The sequence below is a fragment of the Klebsiella sp. C349492 genome, assembly GCF_042055345.1.
Lineage (GTDB): Bacteria > Pseudomonadota > Gammaproteobacteria > Enterobacterales > Enterobacteriaceae > Klebsiella > Klebsiella scottii.
This window is the reverse complement of record NZ_JANQCE010000002.1, coordinates 340,183-360,776: the sequence shown is the minus strand read 5'-3', so window position 1 is coordinate 360,776 and position 20,594 is coordinate 340,183. Positions and strand designations below refer to the sequence as shown.

The 20,594-nt window shown below is 55.0% G+C and carries 21 protein-coding genes; 10 read left to right on the top strand and 11 right to left on the bottom strand.

Annotated elements, in window-relative coordinates:
- Positions 1–13 precede the first annotated feature (13 nt).
- Positions 14–460 carry a DUF421 domain-containing protein gene (locus NWP14_RS09395; protein ID WP_095094683.1) on the bottom strand — a complete coding sequence of 149 codons (447 nt, stop codon included), beginning with the start codon at positions 458–460 and terminating at the stop codon, positions 14–16.
- Between the two features lie 9 nt (positions 461–469).
- Complete coding sequence (locus tag NWP14_RS09390; RefSeq protein WP_331850640.1) at positions 470–973, bottom strand: hypothetical protein; 504 nt, start codon at positions 971–973, stop codon at positions 470–472.
- Positions 974–1,280: 307 nt separating this feature from the next.
- Here NWP14_RS09390 and NWP14_RS09385 point away from each other — a divergent pair, with 307 nt between their 5' ends.
- Positions 1,281–1,631 (top strand): DUF1304 domain-containing protein, encoded by a 351-nt coding sequence (locus NWP14_RS09385; RefSeq protein ID WP_095094678.1) that lies wholly within the window; start codon positions 1,281–1,283, stop codon positions 1,629–1,631.
- A 368-nt stretch (positions 1,632–1,999) separates the two neighbouring features.
- Here NWP14_RS09385 and NWP14_RS09380 read toward each other — a convergent pair whose 3' ends face one another.
- The 4 genes from NWP14_RS09380 to NWP14_RS09365 all read right to left on the bottom strand — a co-directional run bounded on the left by NWP14_RS09380 (position 2,000) and on the right by NWP14_RS09365 (position 5,873).
- Complete coding sequence (locus NWP14_RS09380; protein WP_095094674.1) at positions 2,000–2,779, bottom strand: MipA/OmpV family protein; 780 nt, start codon at positions 2,777–2,779, stop codon at positions 2,000–2,002.
- A gap of 89 nt (positions 2,780–2,868) precedes the next feature.
- Positions 2,869–4,113, bottom strand: coding sequence for a HAMP domain-containing sensor histidine kinase (locus NWP14_RS09375; protein ID WP_157349057.1), 1,245 nt, complete (start codon positions 4,111–4,113; stop codon positions 2,869–2,871).
- 20 nt (positions 4,114–4,133) lie between these two features.
- Positions 4,134–4,835: a response regulator gene (locus NWP14_RS09370; protein WP_189339812.1), complete on the bottom strand. Its 702-nt coding sequence runs from the start codon at positions 4,833–4,835 to the stop codon at positions 4,134–4,136.
- 201 nt (positions 4,836–5,036) lie between these two features.
- Complete coding sequence (locus tag NWP14_RS09365) at positions 5,037–5,873, bottom strand: alpha/beta fold hydrolase (RefSeq protein ID WP_095094670.1); 837 nt, start codon at positions 5,871–5,873, stop codon at positions 5,037–5,039.
- A 253-nt stretch (positions 5,874–6,126) separates the two neighbouring features.
- On the opposite strand from NWP14_RS09365, the gene NWP14_RS09360 reads away from it, so the two are divergent.
- The 7 genes from NWP14_RS09360 (at position 6,127) to NWP14_RS09330 (ending at position 12,086) form a co-directional block, all read left to right on the top strand.
- Complete coding sequence (locus NWP14_RS09360; RefSeq protein ID WP_095094665.1) at positions 6,127–7,116, top strand: GlxA family transcriptional regulator; 990 nt, start codon at positions 6,127–6,129, stop codon at positions 7,114–7,116.
- A 171-nt stretch (positions 7,117–7,287) separates the two neighbouring features.
- On the top strand, positions 7,288–8,139 hold the full coding sequence (locus tag NWP14_RS09355) for a MurR/RpiR family transcriptional regulator (protein WP_095094663.1): 852 nt from the start codon (positions 7,288–7,290) through the stop codon (positions 8,137–8,139).
- Positions 8,140–8,412: 273 nt separating this feature from the next.
- Positions 8,413–8,844, top strand: coding sequence for a PTS sugar transporter subunit IIA (locus tag NWP14_RS09350; protein WP_095094662.1), 432 nt, complete (start codon positions 8,413–8,415; stop codon positions 8,842–8,844).
- 10 nt (positions 8,845–8,854) lie between these two features.
- Positions 8,855–9,328, top strand: a complete 474-nt coding sequence (locus NWP14_RS09345) for a PTS sugar transporter subunit IIB (RefSeq protein ID WP_095094660.1) — start codon at positions 8,855–8,857, stop codon at positions 9,326–9,328.
- A gap of 41 nt (positions 9,329–9,369) precedes the next feature.
- Positions 9,370–10,164, top strand: a complete 795-nt coding sequence (locus NWP14_RS09340) for a PTS sugar transporter subunit IIC (protein WP_095094659.1) — start codon at positions 9,370–9,372, stop codon at positions 10,162–10,164.
- Positions 10,161–11,018: a PTS system mannose/fructose/sorbose family transporter subunit IID gene (locus NWP14_RS09335; RefSeq protein ID WP_095094657.1), complete on the top strand. Its 858-nt coding sequence runs from the start codon at positions 10,161–10,163 to the stop codon at positions 11,016–11,018. Before NWP14_RS09340 ends, NWP14_RS09335 begins: the two co-directional genes overlap by 4 nt.
- 9 nt (positions 11,019–11,027) lie before the next feature.
- The gene (locus NWP14_RS09330) at positions 11,028–12,086 is read left to right on the top strand and encodes a tyrosine-protein phosphatase (RefSeq protein WP_375215224.1); all 1,059 of its coding nucleotides are present in this window, start codon (positions 11,028–11,030) and stop codon (positions 12,084–12,086) included.
- 37 nt (positions 12,087–12,123) lie between these two features.
- Here NWP14_RS09330 and NWP14_RS09325 read toward each other — a convergent pair whose 3' ends face one another.
- From NWP14_RS09325 to NWP14_RS09305, 5 genes are all read right to left on the bottom strand, one after another.
- Positions 12,124–13,590 (bottom strand): ABC transporter permease, encoded by a 1,467-nt coding sequence (locus NWP14_RS09325; protein ID WP_375215223.1) that lies wholly within the window; start codon positions 13,588–13,590, stop codon positions 12,124–12,126.
- Positions 13,587–14,399: an ATP-binding cassette domain-containing protein gene (locus NWP14_RS09320; protein WP_346431948.1), complete on the bottom strand. Its 813-nt coding sequence runs from the start codon at positions 14,397–14,399 to the stop codon at positions 13,587–13,589. Before NWP14_RS09320 ends, NWP14_RS09325 begins: the two co-directional genes overlap by 4 nt.
- Entirely contained in the window at positions 14,396–15,349 is a 954-nt protein-coding gene (locus tag NWP14_RS09315) for a glycine betaine ABC transporter substrate-binding protein (protein ID WP_095094649.1), read from the bottom strand. The genes NWP14_RS09320 and NWP14_RS09315 overlap by 4 nt, the downstream gene beginning before the upstream one ends.
- A 7-nt stretch (positions 15,350–15,356) precedes the next feature.
- Positions 15,357–16,709, bottom strand: coding sequence for an LLM class flavin-dependent oxidoreductase (locus NWP14_RS09310; RefSeq protein ID WP_375215222.1), 1,353 nt, complete (start codon positions 16,707–16,709; stop codon positions 15,357–15,359).
- A gap of 232 nt (positions 16,710–16,941) precedes the next feature.
- Positions 16,942–17,856: a LysR family transcriptional regulator gene (locus NWP14_RS09305; RefSeq protein ID WP_331850649.1), complete on the bottom strand. Its 915-nt coding sequence runs from the start codon at positions 17,854–17,856 to the stop codon at positions 16,942–16,944.
- 126 nt (positions 17,857–17,982) lie between these two features.
- On the opposite strand from NWP14_RS09305, the gene NWP14_RS09300 reads away from it, so the two are divergent.
- Together NWP14_RS09300 and NWP14_RS09295 are read left to right on the top strand one after the other, a co-directional pair.
- Entirely contained in the window at positions 17,983–18,756 is a 774-nt protein-coding gene (locus NWP14_RS09300; RefSeq protein ID WP_375215221.1) for an SDR family oxidoreductase, read from the top strand.
- 334 nt (positions 18,757–19,090) lie between these two features.
- Positions 19,091–20,581, top strand: a complete 1,491-nt coding sequence (locus NWP14_RS09295; protein ID WP_375215220.1) for an aldehyde dehydrogenase family protein — start codon at positions 19,091–19,093, stop codon at positions 20,579–20,581.
- The last annotated feature ends 13 nt before the right edge of the window (positions 20,582–20,594 follow it).

Sequence of the window (20,594 nt, the reverse complement as noted above, 5' to 3'; positions counted from 1 at the left end):
CATGATGCGCTCCCTACTTTTCTGCCGGGATAACCGATATATGGCCGTTACGCTCCAGAATGGCATACTTTATTTTGCGAAATTCCGTAATGCCTTGATTTTGACGCGCGGCGACCAGGATGTCGTCGCAAGAGACGTCGACCTTTTTCAGGTTATCGGTTAACGGCACCCCGTCGGCCACCAGCACAACAGGGGAGCCGTCAAGCGCCGACTCCGCGCCAGAAATATACTTTTTCATTAACCCAAACAGAATATCGACCACCACCAGCGTAATAATCGTCAGCATTGCCCCGGTAACCGAAAAATCGTTGCCTAGCAGGGCCTGCTGCGTCGCCTCGCTGATAATCAGCAGCAGGATCAGATCGAAACTGGTCATTTGTAATAATGCACGGCGTCCGGCAATTTTAAATACCACCAGCAGGATTAAATAAATGGCTAACGCCCGGAAAACCATCTCCATACCAGCCCCCTAAGGATAAATAAACTGCCAAAAGCGGATTTCAGGCTCGGCGTTCACCTGGATGGAATTCTCCGATCTCCCCGGCTTCGCCGGCGTGACGTACAGCCAGATGGAGAAATCACCTTTATTTTTCACATTGTTATAAATCAGATACAGCGTCTTTCCCTGGCTATACATACCGTCCGGCTGTGGCCAGATGCTGCCCGGCTCATAATTTTCAATAAAATCGCCGCCGAGGCTGAATACATATTTATCAGCCGGGAGCGGAAGTGCCGTGATTTTGAGGCGAAACTCTTTTTGTAACCGACCAAAATATTCATAGTCGACTTTTACCGTTCGCGGCGCATTGACTTTTTCAGCCTCACTAAAATACCCGACAGAAAATCCACCGGCTAATGCAGCGCAGATAATAGCCAGCAGAATAACCAGCCCCACCGTCCTTGAGGCCGCCTCAAAATTCAGCAAGCGCTGACTCTCTTTTATACCGGGCAACTTCACCTTATTACCTGCCATTCATCACCCCGCCGCTTCGCCTGTAAACTATAAGGCCGATGATTTACAAGGAAACATTGCTTTAAGGCTCAGCCTATTGCCTGATTAAGCAATAGCAAGCACGCTTAATATGTCAAGCTGATGGCGCGATAAAGTCCGCATGAGGCTATTCTCGATACCAGTATTGTGCCGATTTTAATCCAGGCGCATTTGCTGCGATCGCGAAGGGCTGCGGAAAGGCGCCGCTCCCCCTGAGAAATAACGGGCAGCGGCGCAAACGAGTTTTAACTATAATCACCCAGCACCTACATTTTCAGCGAGGCCTGTCGTGTTAGCCAATCTCCTTATCGCCCTGGTGGCCGCCATCCACCTCTACATACTGATCCTCGAGATGTTTCTATGGGATACAAAAACTGGTCACAAAGCCTTTAACCTGAGCGCTGATTTTGCTCGCGACACTCGGGTGCTGGCCGCTAACCAGGGACTGTACAACGGCTTTTTAGCGGCGGGTTTACTATGGGGGTTATGGGCGGGAGAGAGCGGCTTGCAGTTTAAAGTCTTTTTCCTGTGCTGCGTTCTGCTTGCCGGGATATACGGTTCGATTACGGCAAGCAGGAAAATACTCTACGTTCAGGCTTTCCCGGCCATCGCGGCGCTGGCTGCTCTGCTCATCGGCTGACGGCGGATAAAATAAGCCGGCGCTACCGGCCTGCTGCAAATTACGCTAAGTTGCTTAATAATCAGCCGCTCCTTAATTACGGCCGGCTTTTCTTACTCTTCGCGGAGGTCATCCTGAACACGTTCAGCATTATTGCCATACCTTTTTTCACTCTTGCCGTTGTTCTCTTAACCCTGGGCGCGACCAGGAAGAACCGGGCGTGCTTTATCGTTGGCGGCGTGCTGATATCCTCCGCCGTTGTCAACGCGGTGATTGGAATGTCGCTTTAGCGGGACGCCGGAAAAACGCCCCGACCAGCGGCTAAAACGAGCGCGCCGTCCGGCATTTGATGCGCGATCCCCCGCCTGAGCGGAAAAGGTCCGCGCTTATCAGAAGCGCCATGCGGCAAACAGGACGCCGTTAACCTGCCCTGACTTTTGCGTAACGGGGCTGTCGGCGGCATCGTTTTGCAGATGCTGCGCGCTGATCCGGGCGCCGATCAGCCATGCCGGCGTCACCGAATAGTCCATACCCAGCTGCCAGCCTACTTTCTCCAGCCCGGCCCCGCTGTCGTAGCGTGACAGGCCGCTGCGCGCCGACTGAGCGGCGGTGACGCCGTACTGCGTCTGCATGTAATCGCTGTCCCCCCAGCTCAGGCTTGGGCCGGTATAAAAGCGCAGGCTCTCCAGCGGCCGCCACTGAAGATGCGCCCAGGAGATGAGCTTAAAGCCCTGCTGATTCCCCCCGATATCCTGGGTCAAAATCACGCCGCCGTTGAAGAGCCTATTTTCATACACAGCCGAGCTAAAGGCGCGCGGCGAGAAGCGAATATCGCCCAGCCCTCTGAGGTGTTCATCATCAGACTCCTGACGGGGAGAGAGATCCGCGCCCACGCCAAGCGAAAAAGTCCAGCTTTCGGTGCGGGCAAACTCCCACCCCAGCGCCGTAAGATCGTCCACTCCGCCGACAAAAAACGGCCCGTAAGCCAGCTTTAATGCGGGTACGAACGTCGTTTTGGACTCTTTAGCGCCGGAGTACTTCGGCTTTACTCCCACGCCGCCGCCGATAAAACCGGAAAGTCCGTTATCAGACGGCTCGGCGATGGCGGGAAAAGTTGCCGTAGAGAGCAGGCACAGGAGCGTAAAGGGTTTAGCCAACGTGGATAGCATGTAGATGATCCTTACCGTTACAGGAAGCCGACAATGAGTTGGCTTATTAGAACAGGCTCCTGTAACCCCTCTTTTTACCTCCGGTAAAGTTATGTAACTGCGACAGGCATACGCACCTGAAAACAGGCTCCCCCGCCGCTACGGTTGCGTACCGAAAGGGCGCCCCGGTGGTATTCGGTGATTGAACGAACCAGCGCCAGGCCAAGCCCGTAGCCGTTTCCGCTGCTGCTGAGCCGATAAAATGGCTCGAAGATACGCTCCATTTCCGCTTCCGGAATGCCGAGGCCGCGATCTTTCACCTCGAGGGTGAAGTGCTCCCGGTCGGTAAGCTTCAGGACGACCGAAATATCATGACCCGCATAGCGCCGCGCATTTTCAATCAGGTTGCGCAGCAGGCGCCGTATTAACCGCGCATCCACCTCGGCTGTCACATGCTCAGCCCGTAACTCCACCTGCGCGCTGGCGCACTCCTCGGCCGCAATGGCGGTTATATCAGCCGGCTGGAAATCGCCGGTAATGACGCTGGTCGCCAGCGTCAGGCGGCTCAGCGTCAAAATCTCCTCCACCAGCTCATCCAGCTCACCGACGCTGCGCCGCAGCTCGCGGGAGGCGGGCGACTCCTTCTGCACTAATAACGCCGCCGCCATTTGAATACGCATCAACGGCGAACGCAGCTCGTGCGAGGCATTAGCCAGCATCGTTTTTTGTGATTGAACCAGCTGCTCAATCTGTGTGGCAGCACGGTTAAAACTGGCCGCGAGCTGCGCCACTTCATCGCGCCCGGTAACCTGCACGCGCGCGCCAAGATTGCCTTTGCCGAGCGACTCGACGCTCTGCTGTAACGACTCCAGGCGGGCCGTTAAGCGACGGATCACCGGAAACGACACCAGCACCACGCTGGTCGTCATGGCCAGCAGCATCAGAATAAACAGCCACGGGCGCTTTTGCCGGTCGCTGCTTAGCTGAATGACCAGCACGCGCTTATCCTTGAGCTGCCAGACAAAACGCGTGCCGTACCAGTCATCAAATAATCCTCCTGACGCCACGCGCAGCGGGAAAGAGAGCGGCGGATTAAGCGGGCGGCTAAGCGGAGAGCCATCGGCGGCGTACAGGGAGAAGCGCGTATGGGTGCGCTGGATCCAACTATCGATGGCCTGGAATTGCACGGCGCGCGGAGCGGAAGCTGGCGGAAGATTTTGTTCCACCAGCTCGGAGAAGGTGGCGAAGGCGTTCAAATGACGGTTGTTATCGTTGTTCCATAGCCACAGGGCGATAGTGCAGATCACCACCAGCGCAAGGGCGCAGCTAAAGGCAAAAAAGATCTGCAGGTGCATGGGAAAACAGGCGAGCCGTTTCATGAGTTCGGTAGTGCTGAGAAGACGTAACCGACGCCGCGCACGGTAATGATGCGCTTCGGCACCTGCGGATCGTCCTCGATAGCCTGTCGGATACGCCCGATATGGACATCGATGGCGCGATCGAAGCTGTCATAGCTTTCGCCGCGCACTGACTGCCAGATCTGTTCGCGGTTGAGTACGCGGCCCGCATTGCGCGCCAGCGAGACCAACAGGTCAAACTGTAAGGAGGTCAGGCTGCAGGCTTGCTGGTTAAGCGTGACGCTGCGCGCCGCGGTATCAATTTCCAGCGCGCCGGAACGAATGACGCTGTCGCCGCCCGACGCCGCTCCGGGCTTCATACGCCGTAACACCGCGCGCATGCGCGCCAGCAGCTCGCGCGGCTCAAAGGGTTTTGCCAGATAGTCGTCGGCCCCCACTTCGAGCCCGATAATACGATCCGCCGGATCTCCCCGGCCCGTCACCATAATAATCGCCGGGTCGTACTGGAACCGGGTGCGAATCTGCCGACACAGCGCCAGGCCGTCGGCGTCGCCCAGCATCAAATCCAGCAGCACGACATCGAACTTGCGTTGCTTCATCTTATTTTGCGCGTCCTGCGCGCTGGCGCTGTGTACCACGCTAAATTCGTACTGGGCAAGGTACGGCATCAGCATGCCGGCCAGCCGGTTATCATCCTCAATCAACAAAACGGACGTCATCTTTATCTTCCACACCAAAAGCATTGCGCCAATGAATTAAAGACAGCGTCAGCTATCAGTTAGTTTCAGGCAGCAGCGCGGCGCCCGATAATTACTTTGCCCGGGCGGCCCAGCGCCCTCCGCATGCGACCCGACGGCGATGCCTGTCCGCTCACGGATAAAAGCCGGACCCGCAGCGTAGGCTGGGTCCGGCGTATAGGCTCAAGATTTAACGAACGCCAGCAGGTCCGGGTTTATTACCTCAGGATGGGTGGCAAACATCCCGTGCGAGAGCCCCGGGTAGGTTTTCAGCGTCCCGTGCTTCAGCAGCTTGATTGATTTGCGCGCGGCGTCATCGACAGGCACCACCTGATCGTCTTCGCCGTGCATTACCAGTACCGGTACATCAATCGCCAGTAAATCCTGCGTAAAGTCGGTTTCAGAGAACGCTTTGATACAGTCATATTGCGCTTTGGCGCCGCCTGCCATGCCCTGACGCCACCAGTTATCGATCAGGCCCTGGCTGATTTTGGCCCCCGGGCGGTTAAAGCCGTAGAACGGACCCGACGGCACGTCAATGAAGAATTGCGCGCGGTTGGCGGCAAGCGCGGAGCGGAAGCCATCAAACACGGATAGCGGGAGCCCTTCCGGGTTAGCGGCCGTTTTTAGCATAATCGGCGGGACCGCGCCCATCAGCACCGCCTTCGCCACGCGCCCTTTTTCGGCCCTGGCGACATAGCGTGCCACTTCTCCACCGCCGGTAGAGTGGCCGATATGGATAGCATTTTTCAGATCCAGCGCGCGGGCAAGTTCAGCGACGTCGGCGGCATAAGTATCCATCTCGTTGCCAGTATCGGTCTGGTCGGAACGCCCATGACCGCGACGGTCGTGAGCAATCACCCGATACCCCTGCGATAAAAAGAACAGCATCTGATTATCCCAGTCGTCAGCGCTTAACGGCCAGCCGTGGTGGAAAACGACGGGCTGCGCGTTTTTAGGGCCCCAGTCTTTATAGAAAATTCGGGTACCGTCTTTGGTAGTAATAATGCCGTTGCTCATAGGAATATCTCCTGTCTGTGATGAGAATGATGTCATACCCCGGCCTAAGGGCGAAAGTGACAGCCCGATACCGGCAGACAACGTACCGCTGAGGATCAGCAGACGCCGCCGTGAAATCGCAAACCGTTCGTCTGGCATACCCGCTCCTTTCTCGTTCAGGTCATCGCTGTTGTTGGCCGATGGAGCTATTGTTATGGAATACGTCGGGAGATAGAATTGTCAAAAATGACACTATAAGAGGCAAAAATGACAAATGAAGCCTTCTGTTGAAAAGAGCATCGTGGCGGAAGTGGGTCTGCTGATTTATCCCGAGTGCCAGCTGGCGGCGGTATATGGATTGACGGATATGTTCAGGATCGCGGCGGACTGGGCGGTGAGCATTTCCGGCGAGGAGCGCGTTCGCGCGATCCGGGTGTCGCACTGGCAGGTCATGCCCGACGGCGATACGGTGGCGTGCGTCTGGGACAGCCATCCGGACGAGCCGCATCGCCTGAGCCACGCGATAGCCCCGCCCAGCCTGGTTATGCCCGCTCAGATGAAGCCGATGGCGGCCCCTGCCGCCTGGATGAGCGCCCTGTACCATGACGGCGTGACGCTCTGTTCGGTCTGCGCCGGAGCGTTCGTACTAGCGGAGACCGGGCTTATCGATCATCGTCGCGCAACGACGCACTGGGCGTTTGCTCAGACCCTGTCGGAGCGTTTCCCGGAGATTGACGTCGCGGCGGAAAATATGGTTATCGACGACGGCGATATTATCACCGCTGGCGGCATTCTTGCCTGGACAGATCTCGGCCTGACGCTGATAGAGAAGCTGCTGGGAAACGGTACCATGCTGGCCACAGCGCGTTTTTTACTTATCGACCCTCCCCGCCGCAAGCAAAACACCTATTCGGCATTTATTCCGCATTTCGACCACGGCGACCCCGTCATTCTGCGCGTCCAGCATCACCTCCATGCGACATATTCTGAACAGCAAAGCATCGATGAAATGGCGGCGCTGGCGGGGATGACCCCGCGGACTTTTCTCCGCCGCTTTCAGAAAGCGACGGGCGTGCGGCCAACGGAGTATCTGCAGCAGGTTCGCATCATGAAAGCGCGGGATGCCCTGGAGTTAACCGGGCGTTCGGCCGACCGTATTGCCTGGGAAGTGGGATATACCGATCCCTCAGCCTTCCGCAAGATTTTTCGCAAAATCACCGGCGTAACGCCGGGACAGTACCGGCAGCGTTTTGGTCTGGAATAAAGCGGCCTGCCGCTGCCCCGGCTTAATTTTAATTAACGAACAAAGGCACCCGGCATATTATTTAATTGCCGCCACGTAAGGAATTAAGCAGAAATGTTTATAACTTGATGTTTTCTTTTTTCAATTGTATGATTATCGCAATAATATTCTTAATATGATAAAGGCTGTTAAATGTTCGACGTAAAAATCCGTGAAGTTAGTCACGAACTATCGGCCAAAGAACGGAATGTCGCCAATTATATCATTGAAAACAAACAGTCCTTAAAAAGTATGAGTATTCAGATGCTGGCTAAGGTAAATGGCGTGAGCACCACCACTATTTTACGCTTATGCCACAAGCTAGGTTATCAGGGGTTCAGCGATCTGAAAATTGATTTGATGACCTCATCCAGCACGCTAAACAATAATAAATTTCTCCAGGAGGATATTTGCCTTGATGACTCAATAGAGGCCGTTAATGCTAAAATCCTGCAGATAGAGAAATCATCAATCGATGAGACGCACGCTCTTGCTAATGCCGGCACGCTTCTTGAAGCCAATGCGCTGATCAGGAAAAGCCATAAAATCGTTATTTATGGCGCAGGCAGCAGCGGCCTTGTGGGGAAAGAACTTGAATATCAGCTAATCAAAATTAAAAAGGATGTCAGCTGCCATCTGGACTACAGCATTCAGTTTAGTATTGTTAATACCCTGGATGAAAACGATCTGCTGATTATTATCTCGCATTCTGGCGAAAACCAGGAGGGCGTGATGCTATTGACCCTGGCACAGCAGCTCCGCGTCCCCTCCATTGCCGTGACTAAAATGGGGCAAAGCCGCATTTCCGCCTTAGCCGACATCGTCCTGCACACGGTTTCTACGGAGAGCGTCTCACGCCTGATCCCCATCCGCTCCAAAATGTCGCAGCTGGCGGTGATTAACATGCTGGTGACCAACCTTTTCGTCCAGCAATATGACGAGCGCTTGCTCAAACAAATTCAGATGCGCGCCGAGCGTTTTTATCGTCAAAATCATAAGCCCTGAAGCTGCCGCCGCTCAGCCGATCGCCTTGCGCGGCTGAGCATCTCTCCCAGCGCCGGCGGTGTTCCGCTCATCTCCGCGTCTTAAGCTCGCCCCTACTCCTCACTCCCCGGCCGGAAAACAGCCTCTGAAAGCTCAAGCTGGCTCATTGCCAAAGAGCGATCGTTATCACATATCGGTCAAAATAGTGTTTCACGGTATTTCCTTAAGCAAAAAGTAATAGTATTACTATAATTAAAATTAATCATAGTAACAATATTACAAAAAAGGAAAGCTATGTCAGCCGAACTTCCCGTCATCTTGATCAGCCACGGCCCCTTTGCTCAGGGAGCCCTCACCTGCGCGGAGATGCTCATTGGTAAGCAAAGTCATGTTTTGGTTATTTCCATTGAGGAAGAGAGCAATATCAACGAGGTGCGCGCGCGGCTGGCCGAGGCCTATCGTGCGCTGAATAAAGAAAATGGCGTTCTCATTCTGGTTGATATGCTGGGCGGTTCGCCCTGTAATTTAGCCAGCGAGCTAGTATTAACCTATGATGACGTTGTTTTATTCTGCGGATTTAACATTCCAACGCTGCTTGAAGTCTTTAACAACCGCGACCTGCCGCTGCCTGCGGTTAGCAAACTTATTGCTGAAGTATTTCCGCAAAGCTGTTTCAACGTCGGGGATATTTTAAATGAAGAACAGCAGCAAGCCGCCGATCTCTAAGGGGAATATCATGCCAGTTAATGTTGCAAGAATAGACGACCGCCTTATCCACGGCCAGGTAATTACGACCTGGGTAAAAAATCATGATATCGAGCAGGTGCTGATTATTAACGATAAGGTCGCAGGCGATAAAGTTCAGCAGTCCGTGCTGACCATGTCCGCGCCGCCTGAGCTGAAGGTCCTCGTTTTTGGGGTACAAAAATTCATAGATGTTCTGAAAAAAACGGAAATAAAGAAACGCACGATGCTGTTATTCACCAATAGCGTCGACGTCAATATTCTGGTGGCAAACGGTTTAAACATTACCACTCTCAACGTCGGCGGCATGCGCATGCAGGAGGGGCGCAAAAGCCTGACCCGCGCGGTTGCCGTTACGCCGGAAGAAGAAGCGGCGTTTAAATCCCTTATCGCCAAAGATATTGCCGTAGAAGTACAAATGGTGCCTAAAGACCCCGTCATTGAGCTTCACACGTTACTTAAATAAGTACCTGGAACATTTATTTTATAATAAATGAGGAATATCAAATGTTAATTGAAGCGCTTTTAGTCGCTATCTGGGCAGGCATTTGCTCAATGGATGACGTGGGCCCGCAGATGCTCCGCCGGCCTCTGCTAACCGGCACCGTTGCCGGTATTATCATGGGCGATACGGTTCAGGGACTGGCGATCGGCGCCACGCTGGAGCTGATGTGGATGGGCATCGGCAACGTTGGCGCCTACTCCGCCCCCGACATTATTGCCGGCTCTATCATCGGCGTCGCTTTGGGGATTGCCTCCAAAGGGGGGATTGCCGCAGGGATTGCGCTTGCGGTTCCGGTCTCTATTTTATGCCAGCAGCTGCTTATCGTATGGCGCTCTTTCGCCAGCTTTCTTAACCTCTGGGCAGAAAAATCTATCCATGATGGCAACTACCGAGGGCTGGTTAAAGTGCATTACTTCTCCACTCCGCTGTGGTTTTTAATTCGCGCCATCCCCTGCTTTCTGGCGATCTACTTCGGCGGCGATCTGGTAAGTAAAATTTTAGCGGCGATCCCTGAAAACGTCTTAACCGGTATGGGCGTCGCATCAAAAATGATCCCGGCCGTCGGCGTATGTATCCTGCTATTGATGTTATTAAAAGGCAGAATGTGGTTTTTCTTCTTGCTCGGTTTCATCCTGACAACGTATTTGAAGCTGCCAATTATTCCTATCACCTTTATTGCCCTGGCGTTTGCCGTTTTGTATGACATGGCCTACACCAACGGAATTAACAACGCTAACAATGCGACGCCGGACGAAAAAAACTCCGCCGCGACATCTGAAGAAGAGTACGACTTATGAATACCGAAAATATCCGTACAGACGTCAGTGAAGAACACGCTTCCCATCCGCGCAAGCTGAATAAAAAAGATCTGAATCGTATTTTTTGGAATCTGCAAACAATGTCCTTTTCATATAACTATGAAAAGCTGCAGACCATCGGCTTTGCGCACTGCATGATCCCCGTTCTTGATAAACTCTACGCGCAAGCCGATAAAGAGACACGAATTAAGGCAATGCAGCGCCATTTCGAGTTTTTTAACTCGCAAATAAACACCGGCGCTCTTATTTTAGGCATCACCGCCGCGCTGGAAGAAAAAACGAGCGAAGAAGAAAAGGACGCCGTTGTTTCCGTAAAAGCCGGATTAATGGGGCCGCTGGCCGGCCTGGGCGACAGCCTGTTAAAGTTTACCTGGCTACCCATCTGCGGAAGTATTGGCGCGGCCTTTGCGCTACAGGGTAATCTCATTGGCCCGGTGCTGATGTTTCTGTTATTTAATATCGTCAACATTGGTACCAAATACTTCTTTATCCACTATGGCTATAACAAGGGCGTAGATTTAATCGAGCAGTCGAAAAATTCCAACATTATTCAACGTATCACCAACATCGCCAACGTTGTTGGGGTTATGGTGCTCGGTTCTTTAATCGCCACGACGGTCAAAATATCAACGCCGTTGGTCATTGCGGTGGGTCAACAGTCCATCAAAGTGCAGGAGATGTTTGATAAAGTTACGCCTAATTTATTAACCCTGCTTTTTTCTTTAGGCGTGTTTTTCCTCGTCAAAAGGCTGCGCGGGAAATATACCGTAACGCTCATTATTTCGATGATAGTGCTCGGCGTTGTTTGTTCGACCTTCGGTATTTTAGCTTAAGGATAAAAAATGCGTTTATGTCAGATCCCGTCAGTATCTAGAAATAATAAAAATTATCTCACGCTTTCTTTTACCGCTCCCGCGGAAAACGCAGCGCTGTACTGGACCAAAGATAATGATGTCAAAACAAAAGAGCGCTACCTTATTACCCAACATGCCGTCAGCCCGTATGAACTGGAGGACCCTTTACGGGCCGAACAGCGTATCTATTTTATTCTGGAGCACAGCGGCCGGTCGATCCTTTTCGCCGAGCGAACGCTGCCGGTTTCTGGATTAAATAACTTCCGCGATTTTGGGGGGTATCCCGCAGCCGGGGGGAAAACCGTAAAATGGGGCGTGCTATTTCGCTCCAACCATTTGTACAAACTCGATCGGCAGGCGTTATCCTACATCCAACGCCTTAATATTCGATCCATCATCGATTACCGAAGCGACAATGAAATCGCCAAAAGCCCGAACGACCGCGTCGGCGAAGAGAGAACCTACCATTTAAACGCAACGGCACAAACGGCGGAGCTGGCGGCACAGTTTTCTGCAGAACCCAGCAATGAAGATCGCGCGTTAATCGAAAGCGTGATGCGCGACATCCCCGCGGAATTAATTAATGGCCGAGGCGCACAGGTTTTAGAGCAATATCGCCACTTTGTGACCAGCGAAAAATCTAAGCGCGCATTTAAGCGCATGATCGATGTGCTGCTCGATCCCCATAACGCGCCTAATATCCAGCACTGTCGTGGGGGAAAAGACCGCACTGGTTATGGCGTTCTTCTGGCGCTATCGATGCTCGGCGTATCCGAAGAGGATATCATCGCCGATTATATGATCACGCAGGCTAATCGCATGGAGCGTAACGCTATAAAAATGGACGCCTACCGCAAAATAACCGACGATGAGGATGTCCTTGCCTATCTTCATACGTTAATCGATACCCGTGAATCATTTATTATTGAAGTGCTTAACACCATCAAAGCCCTTTCCGGTAGCGTCGCTAACTATATCCACAGCGAGCTGGGTTTTTCACAACAGGCCTTTGATAAGATGCGGCAGAACTATTTAACCGATGATTAACGGGTCCGCTATGCGTAAACGCGCCCGCGGCGCTGGCTCAGGATCGCCGCCGGAACTGCACCATCCGGTCAATAACGATCGCGCAGATCAGGATCGCCAGCCCTGCCAGAATGCCTTTCCCCTGGGCGGCGTACTGCAGCGCGGAAAGGACATCCTCGCCTAAACCTTTTGCGCCGATTAGCGCGGCAATCACCACCATCGACAGGCTCATCAGCACCGTCTGGCTGACGCCCGCCAGAATCGCCGGGCGGGCAATCGGCAAATCGACTTTAAATAGCATAAACCCCCTCCCGGCGCCAAAAGCCAGAGCCGCCTCCCGCACGGCGGCCGGAACGTTGGCAATACCAAAGGCCGTCTGGCGAATCACCGGGGCGATGCCGAAGATGATGGTGGCAATAATCCCAGCCGTCTTACCGATACCAAACAGAGCAATGATCGGGATCAGGTATACGAAAGCGGGCGTGGTTTGCATAAAATCAAGGACCGGCCTGATAACGGACGCCACGCGCCGGTTATAACCGCTCCAGATGCCGAGCGGGATGCCGATCGCGATGGCGATAAACGACGCCGTGCCCAGCAACGCTACCGTCTGCATCGCTTTGATCCAGTAACCAAAGGCGAGGATATAGGCCAGCCCCACCCCGACGCCAAATGCCAAACGCCAGCCGCCGCGTTGCGCAGCAAAGGCGAGGAGTACGATAAACACCACGGGCCACGGCGTGGCAATCAGAGCATATTCCAGGCCACTCAGCAGCGCATCAATCACCCGGGATATATGCTGCGCAGCGGGAGCAAGGGCCGCGGCCAACGCGCCCATCCCCTCATCAATCCACCGCGATGCGTTCGACGCCAGATCGGGTAACCCGGCGGGGTTGAAAATCTGAGCGGGGATCATTCCGGCATAGTTTAAGAGCGCCATCGGCACAATAGCCAACCAAATCAGCGCCGCGAAGATGGCGGAGCCGGTCGAACAGGCCATACCGCTAAAATCCTCCGTCAGGCGCGCTCTGCGCAAACGCCCGGCCATCAACGGCACGGCCGTGAATCCCAAAATGACGCGCGTCCCCAGCAGCGCGGCCAGCCCGCCGAGGATAAGACCGCGCCCTCCCCGCTCGGCCTCAAGCGCCGTCCGCGCATCGCTGGCGGCTTTGCTCAGCGACGCGGCGGATCGTTCCAGGGATTGCGTCATCGCACTCTGCGGGTCCTGTTTGTGGGCCACGGCGGCCTCCTGCGCACGCTGGCTCGCGAGTTCGACCAGAGTGGTTACGCGCTCTTGCTGGTCGCGCGACAGGCCGTGACTCAGGGCAAGTACGATCAGCGCCGCCCCAATAAGTTCCGCGCTTAAAAATAGCCAGAACAGCCCCCGAAACCGATGTGCGCCAAGCCAGAAGCTGCCGAACAACGCCGCTTTGGTATGAAAAGGCGGCAGCCTGCGCGATCCATCCTGCAGTTGGCTAAACGCGCGCTGGTAAAACGGCGTCACGACATCCGGCTGGTGCATCATGTGATTTCCTCTGCTTTCGCCATGCCAATGCGGATAAATCTGGCGACATACTCATTGGCCGGACTGGCCAATAGCTCCGCCGGCGTGGCCAGCTGCTCAAATCTGCCCTGCCGCATAACGGCTATACGATCCGCGATGCGCAGCGCCTCAGCGACATCATGGGTAATAAACAGCGTGGTTTTATTAAGATCGCGCGACAGGCTGCGAAACTCGGCCTGCAGGTCATCGCGGATTAACGGGTCCAGAGCGCTGAAGGGCTCATCCATCAACAAAACGTCCGGATCTGAGGCCAGCGCGCGCGCCAGCCCAACCCGCTGCTTCATCCCGCCGGATAGCGTGTCGATCCCGCGCCGCCCCATCCCGGCGAGTCCTAATCGTTCCAGAAGCTCTTCCGCTCGCGCTTCGCGCCGGGCGCGGGCGACCCCGAGAATTTCCAAAGGTAATGCCACGTTTTCCTGAATGCTCATATGTTCAATGAGAGCATGACTTTGGAACACCATGCCGATGCGGCGAGCGCGTAGCTCACGCAGCCTGGCAGGCGAGAGATCGGCAATCGGCTCCCCGGCGATTCGCACGCAGCCGATGCTGGGTGCGATCAGGTGGTTAACCATGCGCAGCAGCGTGGATTTGCCGCACCCGGAGAGACCTAAAATACATAACAACTCGCCGCGCTCGACGCTCATATCGATACCGCGCACTGCGGCAAGGCCGCCTGCGGGCAGGCGGGCGTCGGGGTCGCGCCGCAGCGTAGCGATGGCATGCTGCGGATCGCAACCGAATACCTTCCAGACATTTTCCAGCTGGATCATTTCGCACTCAGCCAGTCAGCAACGCGCGCCTTATTCGCATCCAGCCAGCCGCGTGCAGCCTGTTCCGGCGTCTTCCCTTCAACGGCAATCGCATACGCCAGGGCGCTGACATCCTGGGTGTTGAAGTGGATAGCTTCAACGATTTTCACTCCGTCAGGGTTCGTTTGGGCAAAGTGATTGCTGTAGGCGATGTGGATCGCCGCATCGCCATAACCGGTGCTGATGCGCGATTTCTTTAACCAGTCCGGGTCCGACTGATCCGCAACCTGCCAGGTCGCCGGATTATGTTCAGGCTCCTGCAGATTTGTGAGCTTGTAGCGGACGTAGTTCTGATGCGGCGCGTAGCAGTAGCCAATCCAGGCGCCGCCCGTTTTCGCGGCGTTATCCAGCGCCGCCGTCGCCACCGCCTCATCGGAGCGGGTCAGGTCGAAGAACGGCGCGAAGCCATAGGTCCGCGCGCGGATCTCTTCATAATTAGTGGACAGCCAGCCCGCCGCGCCCAGCCAGATCTGACCGCGTTCCGAACCTTTCGGCGCAAAAACTTTTGCTTTGTCAGGGTCGGTCAGGTCATAGACGGAATGAATGTTGTGCGCCTCGGCGGTCGCCGTCAGGGTGCAGTAACCCTGCGTTCCGGCATAGGCGTTTTTCGCCAGGGTGACGTTCTTGCCGGCCCCGGCGTATTTCGCCACCAGCGCATCCTGATTGGGTAGCCAGACGTCTGTCCAGATATCGATCTCGCCGTTGTTGCGGTTCAGCCCTTCCCAGATAACCGGCACGGAAGAGACGGGCACAATTTTGGTCTCCGCCCCCGTTTGATCTGCGAGCAGCAGTTTGACGACATACGCCGTGCCCTGAGCGGTGGCATAGCCGGCATCCACGATACTTACGGCGTGGGCTGCAGGTGTCGCCAGCAGAAGGGCGACAATCATTTTTTTAGCTAAAAATTTCATCTGGTTATCATCCTTCCGGGTCAATATTGTGTGTGAGATGAGGTTGCGGGACGGGCAGACAGAGCCTCTCGCGCAGCGTGCCGCTAAATTCCAGCGGCGTCAGCAGACCGCGCTCGCGAAGCAGGGGAACAACATCGGAAATAAAGAGATCCAGCCCTTCCGGGAAGGTTGGAGGCAGCAGCATAAAGCCGTCCGCCCCGCCCGCTTCGTACCAGCGGATCATCTCCGCCGCCACCTGCTCCGGGGTGCCGACGATCTGCAGGTGGCCGCGCGCGCCGGCAATGCGCCGCGCCAGCTGCAGCACGGTGAGGTTTTCGCGCTCTGCCAGCTCCCGCAGCAGCTGCTGGCGGCTGGCAATGGAATTGGACGCGGGAAGCGGTGGCAGAGGGCCATTGGGATCGACATCCGTTAAATCAATATCTCCGAGATAGCTCCCCAGCAGCGCCAGCGCGACGTCTTCGGCGATCAGCCCCTGTAGCTGGTCAAACTTCGCCTGGGCCTCGGCTGCGGTTTTGCCAATCACCGGAAAAATGCCGGGCAGAATATAAAGGTCGTCGCTGCTGCGGCCTGCCGCTTTACGACGGGCGTGCAGATCCTGACGATAGGCAACCGCCTCTTCCAGCGTGGGCGCCGCGACGAAGATCGCTTCGGCATGGCGGGCGGCGAGATCCCGTCCCGCGGGCGAAGCCCCTGCCTGCAGCAGCACAGGCTGCCCCTGCGCCGAGGGAAAGACATTCAGCCCGCCCAGCGCGCGGAACCAGCGGCCCTGAAAGCCAGGCTCACGCAGCGCATCGGCTTCAAAAAAAACGCCGCTTTGCTTATCGCGCGGAAATTTTGTGACATCCCAGGAGCCCCACAGCGCCCGCACCGCCGCAATAAACTCCTCTGCGCGCTCGTAGCGTTTATCGTGACGAAACTCCGTCGGGTTAAAATTTGTGGCTTCACTCGACAGGCCCGACGTCACGATATTCCAGCCCAGACGTCCGCCGCTGATAAGATCGAGCGAAGCCAGCTGGCGCGCCAGGGTGTAAGGTTCATTGAAGGTGGTGCTGGCGGTGACCACAATGCCGATGCGCTGAGTGGTGGCCGCAATCGCCGCGGCCAGGGTCAGCGCCTCAAAGCCATGCGACCATTCATCCACGCGCCGCGTAGCCTCGAGAGGGCCTTCGGGAATGCCGAGGCGGTCCGCAATAAAGGTGATATCAAACCCTGCCTCCTCGGCGGCGCGCGCGCTGGCAATATAGCGTTCGACGGAGATATTGGCCTTTGGGTCCGTCTCCGGATGGCGCCACGCGGCGACATGATGGCCGCTTGGGTACTGCAACAGCGAAAGCACCAACGGCTTTTTCACGCGGTTCATAGAAGCGAATTCCGATTGCTAACTGCCGTAGACACGGCAGCGTGAGGCTAAACAATCAGCTAAACTTATTGGAATAAGAAACGCCATTCAAATACCATTTTGGCATATTTTATATGCCATCAGCAGGCAGCATCGGCAGCCGGAAAGGGGCCGATGACGGTACCTTCCGCGGTGCCGCTGTTCGCCGCCGATATCCTGCCGCCACCGCGCGAGCAGGCGCCCGGCGCATCGATTACGCTCCGGCGCTGAGGCGCATTTTTTCCCGTAAAAGCGGCTCAAGCCAGGCAATAAATAGCTGAAGTGGCCGCGACAGATGCCGTCGGCTGGGATACAAAATACTTACCGGCAGCGGTTGCGGTAAGCAGGACGGCATCACTTCGCATAGTATCCCCGCGGACAGCCATTCGCTCACATCATATTCAGGGATCTGAATCATGCCCATTCCTGCTACGCAGGCCGCAATATAGGCCTCAGCGCTGTTTACGGTCAGGTGGCTGTTGACGTCGGCGCCGAATATCTCCCCGTCCCGTGCCCACTCCCAGCGCTCCCTGCGCCCGGTGGTCGGCGAGACGTATCCTACGGCCACGTGACTATCGAGCTGTTCCGGCGATGCCGGCGAGCCAAAGGAAGAGATGTAGCCTTGAGAAGCCACGTTAATAAACTTCAGCTCGCCCACCCGACGCGCCACCATTCCTGAATCGTTCAGCACGCCGACGCGAACGGCGCAATCCACTCCCTCCTCCGGGAGATTCACGCTGCGATCGGTTATGCCGAGATCCACCTGAATCGACGGGTGGCGGGCAAAAAATTCCGGTAGCGCAGGAATAACGATGCGGCTTCCAACCCGGCCCGGAACATCAACCTTAATTTTCCCCCTCACCTGCCCGCTGGACTGCCGGAAAAGGTTTTCCGTCTCCTCTACGTCCTGTACCACAACCAGGCAGCGCGCATACAGCGCGCTCCCGTCAGAGGTCAGGGAGACGCTGCGCGTGGTGCGGTGTAAAAGACGAGTTCCCAGGCGGGACTCCAGCTCCCGAATAGCGGCAGAGATAGTAGAAGCCGGTCGGTTCAAGGTCTCAGCGGTGCGAATAAAGCTGCCGTTTTCCGCCACTCGGATAAATATCCGGAAAAGATCGATCGTATCCATTTTCACCTCACTATTCGTTAATTCTGGATAGTGTATGCAGGATTAGCCCCTTTATACATAACCGGCAGGTATTAAGCTGCTATTGACGGGATTCGCCCGGACAATAACCGAAACAGGAGCTAAACCATGGTAGATCACGCTATCAAAGGTAAAACCGTTCTCATCGCCGGCGGGGCAAAGAATCTCGGAGGACTCATTGCCCGAGACTTCGCCCAGCAGGGCGCCCGCGCCATCGCTATCCACTACAACAGTAATGCGACGCGTGAAGAGGCCGAAGCTACCGTTGCCTGGATCAAATCCGTCGGTGCCGAAGCCGTTGCGCTGCAGGCCGATCTGACTTCGGCCGCCGCGATGGAAAAACTTTTTGCTGATGCCACGGCAGTGGTGGGGCAACCCGATATTGCCATCAATACCGTAGGTAAAGTTCTCAAGAAACCGATGGCTGAAATCAGCGAGGCGGAGTTCGATGAAATGAGCGCCGTTAACGCTAAAACTGCCTTCTTTTTCCTGAAAGAAGCTGGTAAACACGTTAAAGATAACGGAAAAATCTGTACGTTAGTGACCTCGCTTCTTGGGGCTTACACGCCATTCTATTCGGCATATGCCGGTATGAAAGCGCCGGTTGAACACTTCACGCGAGCGGCGTCTAAAGAGCTGGGTGAACGCGGTATTTCCGTCACGGCCATCGGCCCAGGCCCCATGGACACGCCCTTCTTCTACCCCGCCGAAGGTGCCGATGCCGTCGCCTATCATAAAACAGCAGCAGCCCTGTCCCCCTTCAGTAAAACTGGCCTGACGGATATCAGTGACATCGTTCCCTGGATCCGTTTTTTAGTTAGCGACGGCTGGTGGATGACCGGACAGACGATTCTGGTCAACGGTGGCTACACCACGAAATAAATCATTGGCTAATCGCCCCTCCGATTTCGAGGGGCTTCCGTTTTCCTCTTCCCCTTCCTTAGGAGGCCCCCCGATGATGCCGCTTTTCCTGACCGAAAACCGGGCTTTTCTGTATAACGCCCTTCTCCGAAGATCCGATCCAATCAGCTGAGACCCTTTTTTATACACAGCGCTCAGACCACTTCACGCAAAAAAATTAATCATTTGTTTTTAATGGATTTTTAAAAATCCCCGCTCGTTGCGCTTAAATTTTTTACATATACATATTGATAAATATAAATATGTAGAATAGTGTATTTGCAACATCGCAAAACAACGTCATATGGAGCTATAGATGAACACCACCGAAACGCCGTTCAAACCAGACCAGGAGTACGGTTTATTCATCAATAATCAGTGGGTTAATTCAGAAAGCGGGCGAACTATTGAAAGCCGTAATCCTGCTAACGGCGAGTTCATTACCCGCATCCCGGATGCGACTGCCGGCGATATCGACCGTGCAGTTCAGGCTGCGACACAGGCATTTGAATCCTGGAAAAAAACAACGGTCGCACAGAGATCCCTCGCCCTTCTTAAAATTGCAGACCAGCTTGAAGAACAGGCTGAACGCTTTGCCATTCTGGAGGCCCTTGACGTTGGCAAACCGATTCGGGAATCGAGGATGATTGATATCCCTGGCGCCATTGACCACTTTCGCTATTTTGCCGGCGTTATCCGCAGCCAGTCCGATGAAGCGACGATGCTTGATGAAAATACCCTTAGCATCGTTCTCAGCGAACCGCTGGGCGTAGTCGGTCAGGTTATTCCGTGGAATTTCCCCTTGCTGATGGCCGCGTGGAAAATTGCCCCGGCGATTGCCGCCGGCAATACCGTGGTGATCAAACCGTCAGAAATGACCCCCGTCACCATTATGGAACTGGCAAAAATCTTTGCCCGGGTTCTTCCGGCCGGGGTGGTCAACATCGTGACCGGGCTGGGAGCGACTGCCGGCCAGGCTCTGCTCGATCATCCGGACGTCCGTAAGCTGGCCTTTACCGGTTCTACCCGCGTCGGCGAAATTGTCGCCGCGGCAGCAGCGAAGAAAATCATTCCGGCCACGCTGGAACTGGGCGGCAAGTCTGCCAACATTGTCTTCCCTGATGCCAACATGGATCGTGCCGTTGAAGGGGCCGCGCTGGCCATTCTCTGGAATCAGGGTCAGGTATGTGAATCAGGCGCCCGCCTGTTTGTGCACCGTTCGGTGTACCAGGATTTCCTGGCACGACTCATGAAGCATTTCACCCACGTCCGCGTTGGTAACCCTCTTGACGAGCAGACTCAGATGGGCGCCCAGATCAGCGAAACCCAGATGAATCGTATCCTCGGCTACATTGCGATCGCGAAAGAGGAAGGAGCCACCATCCTGACCGGCGGTAAACGTCTCCAGGGTGAAAAATACGACAACGGATATTTCATCGAACCCACCATCCTGGTGGACGTGCGCAACGACATGCGGGTTGCATACGAAGAAATCTTTGGTCCGGTATTGTGCGTCATCCCGTTTGATGACGAAGCAGAAGTTATCAGGCTGGCAAATGATTCCGAATACGGACTGGCTGGTGGGGTATGGACGCAGGATATCAACCGGGCACTACGCGTATCCCGGGCGATAGAAACCGGTCGTATCTGGGTAAATACATACCATGAGATCCCGGCTCATGCCCCGTTTGGCGGCTATAAGAGATCCGGTTTAGGTCGTGAAACCCATAAATCTATCCTTGATGCGTATACGCAGAAGAAAAACATTTACATCAGTCTGGCTGAACAGCCTTTCAATCTGTTCTGAGTTTACTTTAACC